The following is a 17,852-nucleotide window of genomic DNA, read 5'->3' as shown; positions in this document are numbered from 1 at the left end:
AGGACCTCGCATGCCGGCCGTCCCGGCAGGTCACGGCCCCGCAGAAAATGCTGCATCCAAAATATGGGGTTTTTCGTAGATGTTTGTAAACAACCGTCTTGAAAAAACTCCTCCCGGCCTTGCTCCTTCCCATCTGGCTTGGTTCCTGCCGGCACGAAGAAAAGACACTGGTCAGCGCGATCCTGACCGACAGCCTGATCACGCATTTTACCCTCCCGCCCGTTGCCGCCCGGAACGAGACGGAACTGCAATTCTGGAAAAGCAGGATCAACCCGGCCAATCCCGGGTATCTGAACGAATCGCGATATGCCGCCTGTCTCAACATGGCCTTCCGGCTCTCCGGGGAAATCGACAGCCTGAAAAAAGCCGACAGCATTCTACTCGCCCTGGACCGGAATTTTAATCACCGGGAGGCGTCCGCCTGTCTCGCGCTGGCGGCGCAGGGTATCAGCCAACATCGTTTCCGGGAGGCAGACAGCCTCCTGCGAAAAGCCAAAGCACTGGGTTTGCGGCCATATGAGTCACACGCCGCCTCCTTTGACGTAGCATTCGAATTGGGCAACTATTTCCAGGCGAAAGCAGAACTGAATGCCATCCGGTCGCCGGGCGATTATGGCTACTATTTTCGCCGCAGCAGGCTGGATCATCTCGATGGAGAACTGGACAGCGCGATTGCGGATATGGAAAGAGCCGCCGGCCTGGCGGGGACCAACGGCTACCTGAAAGGCGTAGCGCTATCGAATGCAGGCGATCTTTATCTGCATGCGGAAGACCCGGTCCGCGCAAAAGAGGCATACCTGCAGGGTATTCGGCAGAACAGCGCCGACTTTCACAGCTGGATGGGACTTGGATGGATCGCGCTGATCCATGACAAAGATGCCCGGATGGCCGATACCATCTTTCGGTTCGTTCATTCAAAGAACCCGTTGCCGGATGTCTTATTCAGACTGGAACAGATGGCGGGAGTCCGTGGCGACAGCGGGTTACAACTCCGCTATGCCCGGGATTTCGCTCGTGAAGCCACACGCCCCGTTTATGGGGGAATGTATAACAAATATTTGATCCAGCTTTACACCGGCGTCTTACACGACCCTGCAGCGGCGGAGGCCCTTGCCACGGCGGAATTGCAAAACCGCGCGACGCCCCAGACGTACGCATGGCAGGTCTGGGCGCTTTTTGCATGCAATAAAAGGGAGGATGCGTATGCACTTTTTCAACGGCAGGTCTCCGGCAAACCACTCGAAGCACTGGAACTCTTCTGGATGGGCCGCCTGATGGAGGGGGCAGGAAAGAACTATAATGCACGGGAATTTTTCCGGGCGGCGGCCAGAAGCCGGTATGATCTCGATCCGGCGGACGCCGTCTATGTCCAAAAAAAGCTAGAAGAATAACCGCTGGACGGTCCAAAATGCAGCGATCGCGGCGATGGAAACCGACACGGGGATGACGACGCGCTGGCGGTACCAGGGCTTGTCCCCGAACCTCTTTCCCAGCAGGAAGAATGCCGCAAAGATGATCGTCATCTGGCCCAGCTCCACACCGATATTGAACATCACAAGGGACAGGAGATACGCATTGGACGGCAGCCCCAGTTGTCCCAGTGCGCCGGCAAAACCCATTCCGTGCACCAATCCGAATAAAAAGACGATGCCCACGCGGGTCTTGCGCAACCGGGGTGAGAAGATATTTTCCAATGCTACATAGAGGATCGAAAGCGCGATAAGGCCTTCCACCATGCGCGCCGGCGGCGTAATGAGATGATACATGGCGAGTCCCAGGGTCACACTATGCGCAATGGTAAACGCCGTTGCCTGCCACAGGATGGGTTTCAACCGCGGGTTCAGGAGAAACAGGCTCAGCACGAACAGGATGTGATCGAGGCCAAGCGGCAGGATATGCAGGTAACCCAATTTGAGATAGAGCAAGGCGGCGCCGCCGGCCGACATCTTCTCCAATTCCCCGACGATGACATGCGCCGAAGCGGGCTGACAGATGAAACTGCCGGTCAGCGCCAGAAAGGCGAATTTTTGCTGGTTAGAAAAAACGCGCATACTTTAATTTTATAAAGAAGGGAGTTCCGGGAGTATAGCTTACCTCGTCCACAGGCGCCGGTTCATACTTCAAGCGGGAGGTATACTCAAATTGCGATTCGTCCCAGCGGCTGTTGAACAGGTTTTCAATGGACAGGCCCAGCTCATATCGCTTTTTTGTATAGTTCACCGTGCAATCACCGATCCAATAACCCCGGGCAACAAGGGTATTATCCTCGTTGGCCGGCCGGTCGTGCATATAACGATAACTGATGCCGCCATTCCAGCCGTTGGGGAAACGAAAGTTCAGACCGCCCGTGCTGGTGAAAGTCGGCGCCAGCGGCAGATAGTTTTCCCCCTTGGGCGCATCCAGCCCACGGGGTTGGGCGAGGTCGAGATTGAGAAAAGCATACAGCCCGGACGTCAACTGGTAACGCAAGGCCAGGTCAATGCCCTTGCGGGTGGTCCTGCCCCCGGGCGATACGGCCTGATCACCAAGATCGCCGCCATAAGTGAACTCCTGGCGGAGATAGAGCCACCACAACGCCGCATTGAGGAACAACCCGGGAAGGGGCTTCCAGTTGACGCCAAGATCGGCGCCATAGGCCGCGGGAAGGATCTCATACCCTTTGTTGGCGATGACAATGCGGGCATCATTGGAATGAAATCCCTTACCCAGCCGGAGATAATACTGCAACCTGGAATTTGCGGTATAGGCAATATTGACCTTCGGGCTCAGGATGGCCTCGCCGCTCCGGGGCGGGAGACCGTTATAGATGGCGGCGGCGGTATCGCTTGCGGGGGCCTGGTTCCCGTAAAAAAAATGCAGATAGTCGAGGCGGAGACCAGCACCAAACAACCACTTGCCAAGGACAAGACTTTCATCCGCATAGGCGTTGACGTTGGTTTCCCTCGTCTTTCCCAATTGAATATAGTCCAGGATATCTTTTGCGTCCCGCGTATGGGCGATAAAGCCGGGATGCACGGCATCATAGCGGGTTCCGGCGCCGATAACGGAGCTCAGCGTTCCGCCGGCAAAGGGCAGAGTGTGCAAGAGCCGGGTGTTTGTACCAGCCAGGTCGCGGGACTCCCGTTGGCGGAACTCATCACCCGTTTGCGGGTAGAAATAAAAGAAGGTGAAGTTGGAAATAAGGTTGAAGAAATAATGGGAGTACCAGACCTGGTTCTCCAGTGTGAGGCGGGGCGATAGATGGGACACAAGGCCGATGCTTGCGTTCGTCCGGCTGGTGTATCCGCCCTGGGCGCTGTCGATGACTCCAAAGCGGTCGGGAATATACCCCTCGGCAACGGCGCGGCCGGGGAGCTCACCGGCGGCCCGCCACCCGGAGCTGAAGGTGGACAGGGAGAAGGTCAACCGGTTATTCTTATCCAGCGGGGTGATGAATTTTCCCATGAGATTGAACCGGTTGAAATGTTCAGGATAATCAAAGGGGCCGTCGGAGTACAAGGCCTCGCCTGCCAGCCAGGCGCTGCGACCCCGGTCCCGTGCTTTTTGATCAAGCAGGTCCACGAGCGCTACGATGCGGGCGGTGTTGAAGTTGCCGCCTTCCATCTTTACCAGGCTGTGATCGGGGACATTGATGGTATGATAACTGACATAACCTGCGGTGGTGAAATCGCCGTAACCGGCATAGTAGGGCCCCTTGCCGAATTCATAACCGGCGACAGTCTCGGGGATCAGGAAATGCAGGTCGGCATACCCCTGACCGTGCGCATGGGAGGGGAGGTTTACCGGGATGCCGTCGACGGAGATGTTCACATCGGTGCCGTGATCGGCATCGAAGCCGCGAAGAAAGATCTGCTCGGCCTTGCCGCCGCCCTGATGCTGGGCGATAAACAGTCCCGGGACAAGACGGAGCAGGTCCTGGGCGGACCGGGCCGGCGCAAGATTGAGATCGATGCGGCTAAGCGTTGGGGCTGATTGAATACCGGTCTTGCCGGTGACGGTCACCGCGGTCATATCGAGGGCGGATTTCTCCAGTTCGATGAGCGTTCCGCCGCCGCCGCCGGCAAGCCGGAGCTGTCGCGTGCGGTAGCCGATAAAACTGACGTCCAGCAGCAGGGAATCATGCTGCTGCCTGGCCAATTGAAATTGCCCCCGGTGATCGGTGAGCACCGTCCTGCCGGTGGCCCTGTCGCGAATGACAGCCAGCTCGAGGGGCTCGCGGGTCGTTTTGTCGACCACCGTGCCGACGATGGAATGCTGGGCCTTGCAGAGCAGGCCGGTTGCGAAGAGCAGGAATATGGTCAGCGCTTTTTTCATTACCGCGGATCAAAAAGAATAAAGGGAGGAAGACCTCCCTTTATCATTGAATGACAGAATCAATGAGGCTGGGCAAGATATGGAAATTCAGTGAGGAACGGGACGTCGTTCCCATTGACATGATCGCTGGTCAGGCCGGGATTCACCTTGCCATCCGGACCGCCGAAAACCAGCGTAAGCTCGACATCGATGACGTCATCGCCCAGGGCTCTTCCCGTCAGCACATGGGTGCCGTCGTAGAAGGTCGTGGGGCCGGTGGTCGCAACATTCAGCACGTCCGTGGAGAGGACCCCGATGAACTGGTCGGCGGTTAGTCCGAGCAGATTGGTGGTATAGCCGGGGTTCAACGCCAGCAGGATGGATTTCATCTCCGAGCCGAATGCCGCGGCCATCTTTCCGGGGATGGTCTGATTGAACTTATCCTTGTCGGGAGCGCCGATAAAGACCGTGTTTATCGCCGGCCGGGCCATCTGGTCCGCCTGATCAAAGAAAGGGGAGGGCGGCGTCGGAGTTTGCTTCCGGCAGGAAGCCAGACAGGCAAGCGTCGTCAGCACTAAAAGAACATTCTTTAGTTTCATGATCAACTGTTTTTAAATTTTGATTGAACAGGACAGGTTTTTTCACGGATCAAGACATCCGTCACATGGCGCCGCCGCTGGCTTCGGTGGTGCTGGAAGTTAGCCAGGTCCCGATGGTTCCTTTTTGGGCATGCAGGAGCGATTTGGGAACTTCAACAATAATGCTCAGGACATTTGTCCCCGCAAAGGCGTCGATACCCGGGTTGTTGAAGCTGGTCGCCATGCCGCCGGTGATCCGGTGAAACTGGTCGAGATCGAAGAAGAAAGGATCATCGCGCGGTCCGGCAAAGAACCTGATCCCATAAGAACCCGTCGCCACAATAGGAGTGTGTGACGCATAGGGCGTCACTGCCACCGAGCCGAGGAAGTTACCCTTTTCGATCTTACTGCGGAGGCCCGTATAGGAAGGCCGGCAGAGCCCGAAAAAATTGACTTTACCATCCTGGTAAATGGCCTGGATGACAAGGTCCTCCACATTATCGCCATTGTTGTCGATCTTGAACTGGATAAGCGTGTTGGCATTGAAAGATGCCGCACCGCTTGCGCCCGGCGAGAGCAAGCCTTGCGAGTTGCCGACGAAGACGAGATTGTCGCTGTTCTTTCCCTGAAAAACATAAAGGTCCGTGATATCGGCCGGCTGACCTTTTACGGCCGGTGCATCGATATGGTCGGCGGCGTAGAGGATACCCCCGACGATAAGGACAGCACATGCCACCATGAGCACGAGTTTTTTTCGTTTCATTTTAATTTGTGTTAATAATGATAAATAGAGAATTCCCGCGCGGACTTACAGGTATGGAGAGGGTATTGCTGGATAGTCTTCGACAATCATATACGGGCGTATATTTCGTTCGGATTGCAGATCTAAAAGAAATTTGTAATTTGAAGGTCTATGTCCTGGCTCAGACTTATGGAAGAACGTATAAAAGAAATGGAAAAGACAAACGATGCAGGCGCCGTTGCTTCGGTAGACGCATCGGACGCAAAGGCTGCAACCGCGCCGGCACCCCGGAAAAAGAACCGCGTCCTGCATTTGCTGGGCAACCTCGCCGCGGATATTGAGTCCGACCGGAGCTCTCTGCATTATGCAGTTTTGTCTACGGACAGCCTGTTGCGCCAGGGTGAGGAGATTCGGCAGTTTGTGAAAGACCCGGATGGCCATGCGTTGCCGCCGGCCCGGATTAATGAGGACGTCCGAAAATTGCTGGAACGTCCCAATTTCCTTGCGCACGACGCTACCTTTTCCAACCTGAAAAGCTCCGGCAACATCCACTTGATAAAGGACGTCACGCTCAATTGGCTGCTATTCTCTTACTATAGCAAGGCAGAAAACTTGCATCGAATACAGGAAGCCGAGCAGCAGGCAACGATCGAAGTGAATGCAGCGTACTTCCTGCAATGGTTTGCCATGGACGGGTCTGACGACGCACCAATCTTCCGAAATCCCGGCGGGATCAAGGCTTTGGCTGCAAATGTCCAGTTCCGGAACCAAGTGGAGTCGCGGGTAGCGAAACGAAAGGAATTACAATCCTTGTATACGGGCATGGACGCTATGGCCGCGAAGCTGCAGGTTTTGTTGAGGCAATGAGGCTCTCTCGATCTTACTGATATTGACGATACAGCGAATAGAGCACCTTCTCTTCCGGCAGTCCCCAGATCCGGGTGGTGTCCTGTTCAAAATGCCGCTTGAAGGCCATCGCGGCGGCGCTGCTGTCCCTTACATCATAGCCGATAAGCCGGAGTGCCGTCAGCGAGTTGAAGTCCTGAGGAAGCGTTATGCTGGTAGTGTCCGTGTACCAGAGCCCGAAGCCGCTATCCGCGAGGTTTCTCCAGGGAAAGAAGCTACTGGGGTCGTCCTTTCGGGTGGGGGCGATGTCGCCGTGACCGATGAAATTCGCAGCGGGGATGTTATAGCTCTTCTTCAGCCTCGTCAGCAGGTGGAGAAGGCTGTTGATCTGTTCAGGCGGGAAGGGTTCGAAGCCGTTGTTATCGAGTTCGATGCCAATAGAGATGGAATTGACGTCGGTGATATTTCCCCATTTACTGGCCCCGGCCTGCCAGGCGCGGAGGTAGTCGTTCAGCATGTGGTAAACCGTGCCGTCGCGGCAGATGACATAGTGCGCACTCACCTGGGTACGGGTCATGGTGAAGGTTTGCAGGGTCTGCGGACAGCTGTTCTGCGCGGTATGGTGGATGATGACAAAATTCGGTTTGCGGAGGTTGAAGTTGGTAGTGCCGACCCAGTAGGGTGCGGCTGGCACGGAGTCGGCGCCGGTGGGAAGCGGGTGCTCGCCGATGGCCCGGGCGTACTGCCGGGCCTGTTTCCGGTAGGATCTGTTGGCGGACTTATAGGGGTTGACCGTACAGGCCGCGAGCACGAAAAGGCCACACAGCGGCAGCCAGGGTTTGCGGATAAAATACAGGAGAAACATAGAAAATTTTTGTAAAGGGTACAAGATAGCGTATTTTCCTATTCAAAACCAAGATGATGAAACACCTTACTATCCTGCTTATGCTTTTCGTGGCGGCCGGCGCTAGGTCGCGGGCCGATGCGCAATCCCTTGTCAATACCAACTGGAAGGCCTTTATCGCCGACCCGGTAAACGACACGCTGGTGCTGCATATCAAGACCGACACTTCTTTTGTCACCAATGCGACGGGGGCGGTCGTTGTCCGTTCCGTCTGCAAGCTCTCCGGCGACACCCTCTCGCTGACCGATTATGACGGCGAGTATGCCTGCCCCAGTATGACGGGCAGATACAAGATGTCACAGGCGGACGATCTGCTCAAGTTCGTGCTGATAGACGATCCCTGCGACGGCCGGGCCGGCGCGCTGCCCAATACGAAGTGGAGGAAGGCACCATAAAACCCAAACCATGATCACAGGCGCACACACCATTATTTACAGCGAGAATGCGGAGGCGGACATCGCCTTCTTTCGCGACGTACTGAAACTGACGAACGTCGATGTCGGCAATGGCTGGCTCATCTTCGGGTTGCCGCCGGCCGAGGTGGCTTTCCATCCCGCCGAGGAAAACGGCAAGCACGAACTCTACCTGATGTGCGACGATATCCAGGCCTTCGTCCGGGAGATGGCCGAAAAAGGTGTCGCGTGCAGCGAGGTCCGGGACCAGCGTTGGGGGCTGCTGACGGCCCTGACCCTGCCGGGTGGCGGCACGATCGGCGTCTATGAGCCAAGACATGCGCGGCCCGCACCGGCGAAGTAGCGGCTATCCACCAGGAAATTCGATCAGCGGACGAGCGACACGAATTCCGGCTGCACCACCAGGAGCCGCCGCGGGCATGAGCAAGCCCGGGATGTTCGGTAGGAGAGAGCTTGCCGCTGCAAAACTCGAAAACATTCCCGTACACATCGTACAGCCCCCAGGGATTGGGCTTGAAACTGCCGACCGGCAGGCAACCTCCCATTCTTCCAGCGTGGGCAGCCGGACCCCGGCCCAGGCACAGTAGGCCTGGACATCGCGGTAGCTGATCGTGGTGACAGGATGGTCCAGCCGCTTTTCGATGCCGCCCCGGCTTTTACCGTTGGGCCAGCGCCAGGAGGCGGTGCTGTCGCGAAGCCATTTGATTATTGCTTTCCGCCGAAAAGCGAAAAGCAAATAAATTTTGTAAACCGAATGGTTACCTATAACTTTAGTAAACCATTCGGTTTTGTATTTAAACCCATTGCATGAAAGCGAGAAGAGATGTTTTCCAGGCCATCGCAGACCCGACACGCCGGGCCATTATCGGCCTGCTGGCAGGCCAGACCCTCACCCTGAATACGGTAGCCGAGAACTTCAGGATGAGCCAGCCCGCCGTTTCCAAACACATGCGCATCCTGACGGAATGCGGCCTGGTCGTGGTCGTAAAACATGGGCGCCAACGGCATTGCACCGCCCGCCTGACCGCTTTGGAAGAGGTGGCGAAATGGGCGGAGCAATACAGGGTGTTCTGGAATAGCCGGCTGGACACCCTACAGAATTTATTGAACAAGAACGAATAAACTAATATCATCTCAATCACTACTTTAAATATTGTATATGGCATCCCTGGGAAAAATGATCACGCCGGATACGCTTTACTTCGAACGCCGGCTACCCGGCCCGCTCGAAAGAGTATGGGCCTTTTTGACGGAATCGGAAAAACGCGGCAAATGGCTCGCGACCGGTGAAATGGAGCTCTTCGAGGGCGGCAAGGTCAACCTCCTGTTTCATCATAGCGACCTGAGCCCAGAAGCCGGTGCTCCGCCGGAGAAATTCAGGGCCATGGAGGCAGGCCATTCTTTTACGGGCAAAGTGTTGAAGATCGATCCACCCCATTTACTCTCGTTCACCTGGGAAGGCGGGTCCGAGGTGACCTTCGAACTGGAGCCGGATGGCGACGAGGTCGTGCTGCTGCTCACCCACCGGAAGCTTCCGGCCGATGCAGCAACCCGGGGAAATAACACAACCGGCTGGCATACGCATCTCGATATCCTGACCGCCCGTTTCACCGGCCAGACCCCGCCCAATTTCTGGCGGCAATGGGCCCTGGTGGAAGAACGGTACCGGAAACAGCAACATCCCGCCGCGGAGACGGGGATGCTCATCCGTAAGCCCGTGGCCGAAACCTTCGAGGCCTTCACCGATGCGGACATCATCACCAAATTCTGGTTCACACGCAGCACCGGCCGGCTGGAAAAAGGCAAGACCGTCAATTGGATCTGGGATATGTACAATTTGACCTCGCGGGTTTTTGTAAAAGACCTGGTCCCCGATAAAAAGATCGAGATAGAGTGGGGGACAGACGATGCCCGGACAAGGGTGGAATGGACCTTCCAGCCCGTGGAAACGGGGCTTACCTTTGTCAGCATCGTCATGGATGGCTTTACCGGCGACGAGGATAAGGTCCAACAGATGGTCACGGACTCGGCAAGCGGGTTCTGCTGGGTGCTGGCCGGTGCGAAGGCCTGGCTGGAGTTTGGTATCCAGCTGAACCTGGTGGGCGATCGGTTTTACGGCGGTCGTAAATAACCCTCACCGATTTTTCGTAAGTTTAAGGAAACAGTCTTTATGAGGTCGCTACTCTGTCTTGCCAGCCTGTTGCTGTCTCCTGTTCTCCTCATGGCTCAATCCCGGGAACCGGTGCACCTGCCCGCCATCCCCCGGCCGCTGTATTGGGAGAACACGCCGGTCCATTTTGAAGCCGCCAACGGCCGGCTGATGATCGAAGCAGGGGAGAAGACCGATATGTTCCGCGATCCCAATGTCACCTACAATACCGACAACGCGCCCAAGCTGCTGTTCCTCGCCGACAGCAATTTTGTGCTGACCGTCGCGATCCATCATGTCTTTGCCGGCAAATGGGACGGCGGCGCGATCGTCCTGAAAGCCGACTCGCTCAACTGGATAAAATTTTGTTTCGAGAAGGACTATACCGGTCGGAAGCGGGTGGTCAGCGTCGTTACAAAAGGCATCTCGGACGACTGCAATTCGGCTGCAGCCGCAGCCGATACGATCCACTACAAGATCGCGAAGGCCGGAAATGTGATCACGCTGTATTATTCGCGGGAAGGCCGCAACTGGTTCCTCGTCCGGCACTTGGTGTTCGATAGCCGAAAGCCGCTAAAACTGGGATTCCTGGCACAATCGCCAACGGGAAAAAGTTGTAAGGTGTTCTTTTCCGATATCCATTATTCAACCAAAAAGATCGCCGATCCCTACCTCGGGGAATAGCCCCGCTCAGGCTCACGAATCGCGTCGTTCATGCCCGCGAATAGCCCCGCTCAACCTTGTGCTGCTGCGACGATATCCCTTACCTCCATGATCTTCTTCGGATAGCCTTTGATCACCACGTTGATCATCGCCTGCCCCACCTCCCGGAGCGTGCAGGTTCCGGCAGGGTAGAGCGCATGGACAACGGGATAGAGCCAGGCAAGATACCGGTACCAGCTTTTCAGGTTTTGCTGACCCGGTGTCGCCTTCATCATCCCGGGCCGGAACATATAGCCGTTAGGAAACAAGCGCATCAAAGCGTTCTCCGTCGCTCCTTTTACCCGCGCCCAGGCGACCCGGCCCTTCTCGCTGCTGTCCGTACTGGCGCCCGATACATAACAAAAGGTCATCGCGGGGTTTTGCCTCGCCATGATCTCCCCGGCATGCAGGGTCAGATCGAAGGTGATGCGCCGGTATTCTTCCTTGCTGATCCCGACCGAAGATATCCCAAGACAAAAAAAGCAGGCGTTATAGCCCGCGAGTTGGGATTCGATCGGTTCGAGATGAAAAAAATCGGCGTGGATCACCTCCCGCAGTTTGGGATGACTCCGGCCGCCCGGCTTTCGGTTGATCACCAGCACCTGCTCCACATCGGGATGATCCAGGCACTCGAGCAAAACGCCTTCGCCGACCATGCCGGTAGCCCCGGTGATGATTGCTTTGATCTTCATAAGTCTTACCTTTAAAAAAGCGAATACCTGCGAAAGGTAGCCTTAATCTTGCAAAACCATATGAACCTTCAAAACAAAAACGCGATCGTTTACGGCGCCGGCGGTTCCCTCGGGGGCGCTGTCGCCAAAGCCCTTGCCGCTGCGGGCGCCAACGTATTCCTCACCGGCCACCGCATCGACTCCGTCCGCAAGATCGCCGGCGAGATCCATGCCGCCGGCGGCAAGGAAGAGACCGCGGTCGTCGATGCCTTCGACAAAGCAGCCGTCTTCAGTCATCTCGAATCGGTGGTGAAAAAGGCCGGAACAGTCGACATCTCCTTCAACGCAGTAGGTGTTGATGTCGTACAGAATATTCCCCTGGTCGATATTTCCGTGGAAGACTTCGTCGAGCCAATTACGCAAACGATGCGGACCCGTTTTCTCACGGCCACCCTTACGGCTAAAACGATGATCCGACAACGAAGCGGGGTCATCCTTTCGCTAACGGCGACACCCGGCGGGATCGGTTATCCCCTGACAGGCGGATTTGCACCGGCCTGTTCCGCGATGGAAAGCTTCTCCCGGAACCTCGCGGCCGAACTGGGCATCTACGGCATCCGCGTCGTCAATATCCGCAGCGGCGGCTCACCCGACTCGCATGTCTTTAAATCGAATATCGATAGTCACCCGGAGATGATGGCGCCGGTCATCAACCAGATGGAAGGGGACACGATGCTGAAAAGGCTTCCCCTGATGGCCGATATCGCCAACACCGCCGTATTCCTCGCCTCGGATCTGGCCCGGATGATCACCGGGGTCACCGTCGATGTCACCGGCGGGACGACGGCAGGACTCAACTACCGGATGGCAAGGATATAAGCAAACAGCCCCACCCAAATGCCCCTACCCGTTTTCAGTAAATTCATGTTCTAAAACAAATCATATGAAAATCGGGATCCTCGGGTCGGCAGAGGTCGGTCAGGCCCTCGGCGAAGGTTTCGCCAAAGAAGGGTATGACGTCATGCTGGGCACCCGCAACGTAAACAAAGACGAACTCGTAAAATGGAAGCAGGCTCACCCCGGCACCGGGATCGGCAGTTTCGCGGAGACCGCAAAATTCGGGGAGATGCTCGTCCTGGCCTGTCCCGGCTCCGCCGTCGAAGAGGTGGTGGGTCTTGCAGGGGCGGACAATTTCTCCGGTAAGATCGTGATCGATGCCACCAACCCGATAGCAAAGGGAGAACCCGTCGGCGGGGTACTGAAATTCTTCACCACCCTGGAAGATTCGGCGATGGAACGTACCCAGCGGCTGCTGCCGAAAGCGCGGCTCGTAAAGGCGTTCAACAGCGTGGGAAGCACCTCCATGTATAAACCTGCCTTCCCCGGCGGAACACCAACGATGTTCATCTGCGGGGACGACGCCGCCGCGCGAAAGACCGTAACGGACATCCTGACGAAATTCGGCTGGGAAACGGATGACATGGGCGCCGCCATCGCCGCCCGCGCCATCGAACCGCTATGTATCCTCTGGTGCATCCCCGGCTTTTTGCGTAACGACTGGGTACATGCTTTCAAAGTGCTGAGGATGCCCGCCGGGAAAGGCTAGGGGGCTCAGGACAACTTTTGCGTAAAGAACTCGATGGTCCGGCTCCAGGCCAGGTCCGCGGCAGCCTTGTCAAACCGGGGCGTGGTATCGTTATGGAACCCGTGGTTGACATTGGGATAGATATAGGCCGTATATTCCTTCTTGTTTTCTTTCAACGCATTCTCATAAGCCGGCCAGCCCTCCGTGATCCGCGTGTCCAGCCCCGCATAATGCAGGAGCAGCGGCGCCTTGATCTGGGCAACCTGGTCCAGGGGTGGCTGCGCACCATAGAAAGGCACTCCAGCCGCCAGGTCGGGACACCGTTCGGCCATGAGGTTGACGATACCGCCGCCAAAACAGAAACCCACTACTCCCACTTTCCCATTACAGTCGGGGTGTTTTTTCAGGTACTCGAAGGCCGCGATAAAATCCTCCAGCATCTCGTTCTTATCCCTTTTACTCTGCATTTCCCGCCCTTTGTCATCATCACCCGGATAGCCGCCGAGAGGCGTCAGGGCATCGGGAGCAATGGAGATAAATCCCGCCACGGCCAGCCGCCGGCCCACATCCTGGATGTAGGGATTCAACCCGCGGTTCTCATGAACAACGACGACACCGCCAAGCTTTTTCTTCGCATCGGCAGGTTTGGATAACTGGGCCTTCATCGTGCCGCCGCCCTTTGGCGAGGAATAGGTGATCGTCTCCGTTATCAACCGCGGATCGTCGGCCTTCACCTGCAGGGTGTTCTGGTAATCGGGCATCAGGAAACTCATCAGCGCGGTCACCGTAATACCGCCAACGGCGTAAAGGGAGAGCTTTTCCATAAAATCCCTCCTGCTGAGGCGGCTATGCGCATAGGCGTCATACAGGTCGAAGACTTCCTGTTTGACGTCTTCCTTTTTTATTGTATCGTTGATCATATGGCTTGTGCTTTCGCTAAAGTTAGTATATTAAGGTTTAATTATTATGATCTATCTAACTCAGCTCATCTATCTCAAACCGGGCAAAGAAACGGAATTCGACGCCTTTGAAGCGGTGGCCATCCCGCTGATCGCCCGCTATGGCGGCCAACTGTTACTGCGGATCCGCCCCGGTGCCGGGGCCCTGATCGCCGGGGAAGGAAGCCCGCCCTACGAGATCCATCTCGTTAGTTTCGAGGCAGAAAAGGATTTCGAGGCCTTTGGCAAAGACCCGGAAAGAGCGGCGTTTCTGCACCTGAAAGAGGCTTCGGTCGACCGCATCGTTTTAATAAAGGGAATTGCCCTCTAACTTACTTTTTATCCCGGGATCAGGTTAGTGGCGATGCCTATCCGGTTCCAGGCATTGATGGTGATAATTGCCAGGATCACCTGTGCCAGATAGGTCTCTTCCAGGATACTCGCGGCCTGTGCATAGGTGTCGTCCGCCACATGACCGCTGATAAGCGTCACTTCCTCGGTCAGCGCCAATATAGCCCGTTCTTCCTCTGAGAAGAAGGGCGTGTCGCGCCAGGCACTGAGGGCATCGATCCGCTGCTCCGTTTCACCGGCTTTACGCGCCTCCTTCGTGTGCATATCGATACAATAGGCACAGCCGTTTATTTGTGACGACCTGATCTTGATCAGATGTTTGTGCGTTTTCGTCAGCGGGGTGCTTTCAATGAATTTCTCCAGCCCGAGAATGGCCCGGTATCCTGCCGGCTCGGTCTTTTCGATGTTGATTCGTGTTTGCATTTCTATTTTTTATCCTCCAAAATTAGTTCGCCGGTCACGCCGGTGAATGTCCCAGTTCCAAAATATCGGCTGGCCCAGTAGCCCTAACAAATTATCTTTTTCAGGATGCCCAGCGCCTTGATCATTTCATTATCGGTAAGCGATGCAAAGCCCAGCCGCATCGCATTGGTGACAAAAGCCTCATTCTTATAAAAATCCCCGTTGTCGATATAAAGGCCCTTTTTTGAAGCATCTTCCGACATCCGGTGCAGATCGATCTTTTTATCAAATTCAGCCCACACCGCGAGCCCGCCCTCCGGGACCCTGAAGGTTATCGCCTTGGCAAGATCGGCCCGGAGGATCTGGCAAAAAAGGTCCCTGCGCTGTTTATAGATCTTTAACGACTTGCGAAAATGTCGTTCCATCTCCCCGTCGTCAAACAGCTGGGCAAACGCCTCTTCCAGAAGGGTGTCTCCCTGTTTATCGATCAGGTCCCTTAACGCGGACGCCGATTGGATAAACTCCGCGGGCCCGACCATAAACCCGATCCGTAAGGCAGGAGCAAAAGTCTTCGAGATGGAGCCGATATAGATCACATTGTGATTGTGGTCGATACTCGCCAGGGGCAGGTACGGGTTATTGTCATAGTGAAAGTCAAAGTCGTAATCATCTTCGATGATCGCAAAACGGTGTTCCTTGGCAAGATTCAACAATTTCATCCGCCGCTCCACACTCATGGTGACGGTTGTCGGAAAGTGATGATGCGGGATGATGTACACCGCCTTTATCTTCTTCCGCTTTAGCAGTTTTTCAAGGTGATCGACATTCATTCCCCGGCTGTCCACGGGAATCCGCAGAAGGTTCGCCCCGGTATACCTGAAAGCCGCATCCGCGGAGCCATAGTTCGATATCCCAACGGCGATAGGATCGCCGGGCTGCAACAGCAACTGCGCGGCCAGGTAGATCCCCATCTGGCTGCCTTTTGTGATCAGGATATTGTCGGCGGAAACAACCAATCCCCGGGTATTGGAAAGATAGTTGCAAATGGCGACGCGAAGATGTTCCGATCCCCGGGAGCCGCCATATTTCAGATATTTCTTCCCATACACCTTCCTGAAAAGACTTCGATACTCCCGCATCAGCTCATTGACGGGCGCCAGGCGCACATCGGGGAACCCGTCATCGATGGCGAGCGTGGGCTTCTGAAGATCCTTGCCGGGCAGGGCATCCTCAAAATGGTCGGTCCATAAAAAGGCTTTTTGCGGAGCGTTGCTTTTGCCGGCCTCAGGCAGTCTGGTCCGGGAGATGATCGGCAACCGGGCCAGCACGAAAACTCCCTTTCGCTCGATCGATTCGGCCCAACCCTGATTGATCAGTTCTTCATAAGCCAGCTTTACCGTGTTTCGGTTTATAACGATCAGTTCCGCCAGGATGCGCGACCCGGGCAGCGCGTCCGATGGCTTTAACGTGCCATTGGTGATCAGCGAGATAAAAGTGTTGCAAACCTGTATGTGCAGGCTTATGGACGTCTTCCGGTCAACCTTGATCAATGATTTGTACGGTAACATCTGGGCTGGTCATTTTCTAATATCTGGTATATAAATATGGTCCAGCAAGGTACTAATTTTACATCACAAATTCTTAACGATAAAAAAAATGATTATGACAAACTCACTCAAACTGCCGCAACTTCTCTTACGCCTCGCACTGGGCGTGGGCTTTCTCACCACCGTATCGGACAGGCTCGGTTTGCTCGGGCCCTTCGGGACCCCAAATATCGAATGGGGCAACTGGCACAGCTTTATCGATTATACCGGGACGCTGATGCCCTTCCTGGACAGACCCGCGGTCAATATCATGGGCGGCGTCGCCACAACGCTGGAACTGATCATCGGCATCTTACTCATCATCGGATTCAAAACAAGGATGGCCGCCATCGCCAGCTGCCTGTTGACCCTCGTCTTTGCCCTGACCATGACGGTCTTTTTAGGGATAAAGGCGCCGATAAACTTCGCGGTGTTTATTATCTGTTCAGCCAGCCTGTTACTCTCGAAGATCCCCGTTTACGATTGGAGCATCGATACATACTTTAAAAAATGAAAAAGACAATTATACTTTTGTTGGCGGCTGTGCCATTTTTAGCACAGGCCCAACTGGAGACCTACGGCCGATATACCGCCGGCGGCTATGTCGAACCCAACATAAACATTTTTGCCATCCGAAAGATCACAAAGAAGGTCTCGTTGGCCTTCTTTGGTCTTGTCGAACAAAAATGGGGACAGGCCCTCATCGGCGCCAACTACGCCGTATCCGGCGACATCATCCTTGGGGCATACACGGGTATCGAGCATGGAAGCAATAGCCCCCGGTGGGCGGCCAGCTTTTGGCGGGGGAAAGGGAAGACATCCCTCCTTGTCTGGGGGGAGGTGGGTAGTGGAAAAGATAATTATTTGTACAAGATCAACCTGTTCCACAAATATTCCAACCGGTTTACCACCGGCCTCACCGCCTGGCGGGGTCATGGGATCGGCCCCAATTTCAGATTCAACCTCCCGCTATTGGCGACAACCGTCTGGTCCATGCCGGCTTATGACTTCGAGACCAACAAGTCAAGGCTGATGATCGGGGTCAGCGTAAACATGGGCGGATAGGGCGTTTCGATGAGGAAAATATAATATTTTTGAGCATGACCTCCAAACAACACGAACAGCTGTTCAAGGTATTGCAAGCCCGTTTTGAAAAGAATATGGGCCGCCACAAGGCGCATGTATGGGCCCCCGTGCAGGCGAAGCTGGAGGCCGCTCCCGAAAAACTCCGGTCGCTGGATGAAATGGAAGAAACAGGTGGCGAACCGGATGTCATCGGATATGATAAAAAGACGCAGGAGTACATCTTTTGTGATTGCTCCGCGGAAACGCCGAAAGGCCGCAGAAGCCTTTGTTACGACCGGGATGGGCTGGAGGAAAGGAAGGAACATAAACCGGCAGACAGTGCAATCGATCTGGCGGCGGCCATGGGTATCGAACTCTTGACGGAAGAACAATACCGGGAATTGCAGCAACTCGGCGATTTCGACTTGAAGACCTCGAGCTGGGTGCAAACACCTGCCGACATCCGAAAACTCGGCGGCGCCCTGTTTGCCGATCGCCGGTATGGCAAGGTGTTCATCTATCACAACGGCGCCTCCGCCTACTTCGCAGCCCGGGGATTCCGCGGCCTGCTAAGGGTCTAGGATCCCGACGACAGTTTTTGCCTGTTCAACGATTGACCCCCAATTT

General features: G+C 55.5%; 22 protein-coding genes and 1 pseudogene. 13 read left to right on the top strand and 10 right to left on the bottom strand.

The features are described from left to right. Positions 1 to 98: 98 nt before the first annotated feature. Positions 99 to 1,391, top strand: a complete 1,293-nt coding sequence (locus VGM48_RS04050) for a hypothetical protein (protein WP_331576438.1) — start codon at positions 99 to 101, stop codon at positions 1,389 to 1,391. Here VGM48_RS04050 and VGM48_RS04045 read toward each other — a convergent pair. The 4 genes from VGM48_RS04045 to VGM48_RS04030 form a co-directional block, all read right to left on the bottom strand. Beyond that, on the bottom strand, positions 1,380 to 2,051 hold the full coding sequence (locus VGM48_RS04045; RefSeq protein ID WP_331576437.1) for a HupE/UreJ family protein: 672 nt from the start codon (positions 2,049 to 2,051) through the stop codon (positions 1,380 to 1,382). The two genes, VGM48_RS04050 and VGM48_RS04045, sit on opposite strands and share 12 nt — an antisense overlap. Then, positions 2,035 to 4,314, bottom strand: coding sequence for a TonB-dependent receptor (locus VGM48_RS04040; RefSeq protein ID WP_331576436.1), 2,280 nt, complete (start codon positions 4,312 to 4,314; stop codon positions 2,035 to 2,037). Before VGM48_RS04040 ends, VGM48_RS04045 begins: the two co-directional genes overlap by 17 nt. A 59-nt stretch (positions 4,315 to 4,373) precedes the next feature. Next, positions 4,374 to 4,892 carry a DUF4331 family protein gene (locus VGM48_RS04035; protein WP_331576435.1) on the bottom strand — a complete coding sequence of 173 codons (519 nt, stop codon included), beginning with the start codon at positions 4,890 to 4,892 and terminating at the stop codon, positions 4,374 to 4,376. A gap of 61 nt (positions 4,893 to 4,953) precedes the next feature. After that, the gene (locus VGM48_RS04030) at positions 4,954 to 5,634 is read right to left on the bottom strand and encodes a DUF4331 family protein (RefSeq protein WP_331576434.1); all 681 of its coding nucleotides are present in this window, start codon (positions 5,632 to 5,634) and stop codon (positions 4,954 to 4,956) included. Positions 5,635 to 5,784: 150 nt separating this feature from the next. Between VGM48_RS04030 and VGM48_RS04025 the strand changes: the two genes are divergently transcribed. Then, positions 5,785 to 6,480: a hypothetical protein gene (locus tag VGM48_RS04025; protein WP_331576433.1), complete on the top strand. Its 696-nt coding sequence runs from the start codon at positions 5,785 to 5,787 to the stop codon at positions 6,478 to 6,480. A 13-nt stretch (positions 6,481 to 6,493) separates the two neighbouring features. On the opposite strand, the gene VGM48_RS04020 is transcribed toward VGM48_RS04025, so the two are convergent. Then, positions 6,494 to 7,324, bottom strand: coding sequence for an N-acetylmuramoyl-L-alanine amidase (locus VGM48_RS04020; protein WP_331576432.1), 831 nt, complete (start codon positions 7,322 to 7,324; stop codon positions 6,494 to 6,496). A 56-nt stretch (positions 7,325 to 7,380) separates the two neighbouring features. Between VGM48_RS04020 and VGM48_RS04015 the strand changes: the two genes are divergently transcribed. Then, positions 7,381 to 7,758 (top strand): hypothetical protein, encoded by a 378-nt coding sequence (locus VGM48_RS04015; protein WP_331576431.1) that lies wholly within the window; start codon positions 7,381 to 7,383, stop codon positions 7,756 to 7,758. Between the two features lie 10 nt (positions 7,759 to 7,768). Further along, positions 7,769 to 8,119, top strand: coding sequence for a hypothetical protein (locus tag VGM48_RS04010; protein ID WP_331576430.1), 351 nt, complete (start codon positions 7,769 to 7,771; stop codon positions 8,117 to 8,119). A gap of 85 nt (positions 8,120 to 8,204) precedes the next feature. On the opposite strand, the pseudogene VGM48_RS04005 reads toward VGM48_RS04010, so the two are convergent. Further along, positions 8,205 to 8,629: pseudogene (locus VGM48_RS04005) on the bottom strand (formylglycine-generating enzyme family protein); the annotation flags it as partial. Between VGM48_RS04005 and VGM48_RS04000 the strand changes: the two are divergent. Genes VGM48_RS04000 through VGM48_RS03990 form a run of 3 tightly spaced genes read left to right on the top strand, consistent with a single transcriptional unit; the run spans position 8,584 to position 10,609 of the window. Continuing rightward, a complete protein-coding gene (locus VGM48_RS04000) occupies positions 8,584 to 8,898 on the top strand; it encodes a metalloregulator ArsR/SmtB family transcription factor (RefSeq protein ID WP_331576428.1) in 315 nt (104 codons plus the stop codon). The pseudogene VGM48_RS04005 and the gene VGM48_RS04000 sit on opposite strands and share 46 nt — an antisense overlap. Positions 8,899 to 8,935: 37 nt before the next feature. After that, positions 8,936 to 9,907 (top strand): SRPBCC domain-containing protein, encoded by a 972-nt coding sequence (locus VGM48_RS03995; protein ID WP_331576427.1) that lies wholly within the window; start codon positions 8,936 to 8,938, stop codon positions 9,905 to 9,907. A 39-nt stretch (positions 9,908 to 9,946) separates the two neighbouring features. After that, on the top strand, positions 9,947 to 10,609 hold the full coding sequence (locus VGM48_RS03990) for a DUF1349 domain-containing protein (protein ID WP_331576426.1): 663 nt from the start codon (positions 9,947 to 9,949) through the stop codon (positions 10,607 to 10,609). A gap of 50 nt (positions 10,610 to 10,659) precedes the next feature. On the opposite strand, the gene VGM48_RS03985 is transcribed toward VGM48_RS03990, so the two are convergent. After that, entirely contained in the window at positions 10,660 to 11,319 is a 660-nt protein-coding gene (locus VGM48_RS03985; protein ID WP_331576425.1) for an epimerase, read from the bottom strand. 60 nt (positions 11,320 to 11,379) lie between these two features. Between VGM48_RS03985 and VGM48_RS03980 the strand changes: the two genes are divergently transcribed. Both VGM48_RS03980 and VGM48_RS03975 read left to right on the top strand, forming a co-directional pair. Next, complete coding sequence (locus VGM48_RS03980; RefSeq protein ID WP_331576424.1) at positions 11,380 to 12,177, top strand: SDR family NAD(P)-dependent oxidoreductase; 798 nt, start codon at positions 11,380 to 11,382, stop codon at positions 12,175 to 12,177. Beyond that, complete coding sequence (locus VGM48_RS03975) at positions 12,125 to 12,904, top strand: NADPH-dependent F420 reductase (RefSeq protein ID WP_414711245.1); 780 nt, start codon at positions 12,125 to 12,127, stop codon at positions 12,902 to 12,904. Before VGM48_RS03980 ends, VGM48_RS03975 begins: the two co-directional genes overlap by 53 nt. 5 nt (positions 12,905 to 12,909) lie before the next feature. Here the strand turns inward: VGM48_RS03975 and VGM48_RS03970 are convergent, their stop codons facing one another. After that, complete coding sequence (locus VGM48_RS03970; RefSeq protein WP_331576422.1) at positions 12,910 to 13,803, bottom strand: dienelactone hydrolase family protein; 894 nt, start codon at positions 13,801 to 13,803, stop codon at positions 12,910 to 12,912. A gap of 46 nt (positions 13,804 to 13,849) precedes the next feature. Between VGM48_RS03970 and VGM48_RS03965 the strand changes: the two genes are divergently transcribed. After that, positions 13,850 to 14,152, top strand: coding sequence for a DUF1330 domain-containing protein (locus VGM48_RS03965; protein WP_331576421.1), 303 nt, complete (start codon positions 13,850 to 13,852; stop codon positions 14,150 to 14,152). Positions 14,153 to 14,160: 8 nt separating this feature from the next. Here VGM48_RS03965 and VGM48_RS03960 read toward each other — a convergent pair whose 3' ends face one another. Together VGM48_RS03960 and VGM48_RS03955 are read right to left on the bottom strand one after the other, a co-directional pair. Then, positions 14,161 to 14,595: a carboxymuconolactone decarboxylase family protein gene (locus VGM48_RS03960; protein ID WP_331576420.1), complete on the bottom strand. Its 435-nt coding sequence runs from the start codon at positions 14,593 to 14,595 to the stop codon at positions 14,161 to 14,163. Between the two features lie 83 nt (positions 14,596 to 14,678). Further along, positions 14,679 to 16,142: a PLP-dependent aminotransferase family protein gene (locus VGM48_RS03955; protein WP_331576419.1), complete on the bottom strand. Its 1,464-nt coding sequence runs from the start codon at positions 16,140 to 16,142 to the stop codon at positions 14,679 to 14,681. A gap of 94 nt (positions 16,143 to 16,236) precedes the next feature. Between VGM48_RS03955 and VGM48_RS03950 the strand changes: the two genes are divergently transcribed. Genes VGM48_RS03950 through VGM48_RS03940 form a run of 3 tightly spaced genes read left to right on the top strand, consistent with a single transcriptional unit; the run spans position 16,237 to position 17,806 of the window. Next, the gene (locus VGM48_RS03950; protein ID WP_331576418.1) at positions 16,237 to 16,674 is read left to right on the top strand and encodes a DoxX family membrane protein; all 438 of its coding nucleotides are present in this window, start codon (positions 16,237 to 16,239) and stop codon (positions 16,672 to 16,674) included. Continuing rightward, entirely contained in the window at positions 16,671 to 17,225 is a 555-nt protein-coding gene (locus VGM48_RS03945) for a hypothetical protein (protein ID WP_331576417.1), read from the top strand. The genes VGM48_RS03950 and VGM48_RS03945 overlap by 4 nt, the downstream gene beginning before the upstream one ends. Positions 17,226 to 17,260: 35 nt before the next feature. Next, entirely contained in the window at positions 17,261 to 17,806 is a 546-nt protein-coding gene (locus tag VGM48_RS03940; RefSeq protein ID WP_331576416.1) for a DUF4256 domain-containing protein, read from the top strand. The last annotated feature ends 46 nt before the right edge of the window (positions 17,807 to 17,852 follow it).

Origin of the sequence: Puia sp., from assembly GCF_036500295.1 — a bacterium.
Classification (GTDB): Bacteria; Bacteroidota; Bacteroidia; order Chitinophagales; family Chitinophagaceae; genus Puia.
This window is presented reverse-complemented; position numbering and strand designations above follow the sequence as displayed.

Excerpts from the sequence above, each read along its gene's own strand:
- VGM48_RS04045 (WP_331576437.1), bottom strand. The coding sequence starts at position 2,051 with ATGCGCGTTTTTTCTAACCAGCAAAAATTCGCCTTTCTGGCGCTGACC.
- VGM48_RS04040 (WP_331576436.1), bottom strand. The coding sequence starts at position 4,314 with ATGAAAAAAGCGCTGACCATATTCCTGCTCTTCGCAACCGGCCTGCTC.
- VGM48_RS04035 (WP_331576435.1), bottom strand. The coding sequence starts at position 4,892 with ATGAAACTAAAGAATGTTCTTTTAGTGCTGACGACGCTTGCCTGTCTG.
- VGM48_RS04030 (WP_331576434.1), bottom strand. The coding sequence starts at position 5,634 with ATGAAACGAAAAAAACTCGTGCTCATGGTGGCATGTGCTGTCCTTATC.
- VGM48_RS04025 (WP_331576433.1), top strand. The coding sequence starts at position 5,785 with ATGTCCTGGCTCAGACTTATGGAAGAACGTATAAAAGAAATGGAAAAG.
- VGM48_RS04020 (WP_331576432.1), bottom strand. The coding sequence starts at position 7,324 with ATGTTTCTCCTGTATTTTATCCGCAAACCCTGGCTGCCGCTGTGTGGC.
- VGM48_RS04015 (WP_331576431.1), top strand. The coding sequence starts at position 7,381 with ATGAAACACCTTACTATCCTGCTTATGCTTTTCGTGGCGGCCGGCGCT.
- VGM48_RS04010 (WP_331576430.1), top strand. The coding sequence starts at position 7,769 with ATGATCACAGGCGCACACACCATTATTTACAGCGAGAATGCGGAGGCG.
- VGM48_RS04000 (WP_331576428.1), top strand. The coding sequence starts at position 8,584 with ATGAAAGCGAGAAGAGATGTTTTCCAGGCCATCGCAGACCCGACACGC.
- VGM48_RS03995 (WP_331576427.1), top strand. The coding sequence starts at position 8,936 with ATGGCATCCCTGGGAAAAATGATCACGCCGGATACGCTTTACTTCGAA.
- VGM48_RS03990 (WP_331576426.1), top strand. The coding sequence starts at position 9,947 with ATGAGGTCGCTACTCTGTCTTGCCAGCCTGTTGCTGTCTCCTGTTCTC.
- VGM48_RS03985 (WP_331576425.1), bottom strand. The coding sequence starts at position 11,319 with ATGAAGATCAAAGCAATCATCACCGGGGCTACCGGCATGGTCGGCGAA.
- VGM48_RS03980 (WP_331576424.1), top strand. The coding sequence starts at position 11,380 with ATGAACCTTCAAAACAAAAACGCGATCGTTTACGGCGCCGGCGGTTCC.
- VGM48_RS03975 (WP_414711245.1), top strand. The coding sequence starts at position 12,125 with ATGTCACCGGCGGGACGACGGCAGGACTCAACTACCGGATGGCAAGGA.
- VGM48_RS03970 (WP_331576422.1), bottom strand. The coding sequence starts at position 13,803 with ATGATCAACGATACAATAAAAAAGGAAGACGTCAAACAGGAAGTCTTC.
- VGM48_RS03965 (WP_331576421.1), top strand. The coding sequence starts at position 13,850 with ATGATCTATCTAACTCAGCTCATCTATCTCAAACCGGGCAAAGAAACG.
- VGM48_RS03960 (WP_331576420.1), bottom strand. The coding sequence starts at position 14,595 with ATGCAAACACGAATCAACATCGAAAAGACCGAGCCGGCAGGATACCGG.
- VGM48_RS03955 (WP_331576419.1), bottom strand. The coding sequence starts at position 16,142 with ATGTTACCGTACAAATCATTGATCAAGGTTGACCGGAAGACGTCCATA.
- VGM48_RS03950 (WP_331576418.1), top strand. The coding sequence starts at position 16,237 with ATGACAAACTCACTCAAACTGCCGCAACTTCTCTTACGCCTCGCACTG.
- VGM48_RS03945 (WP_331576417.1), top strand. The coding sequence starts at position 16,671 with ATGAAAAAGACAATTATACTTTTGTTGGCGGCTGTGCCATTTTTAGCA.
- VGM48_RS03940 (WP_331576416.1), top strand. The coding sequence starts at position 17,261 with ATGACCTCCAAACAACACGAACAGCTGTTCAAGGTATTGCAAGCCCGT.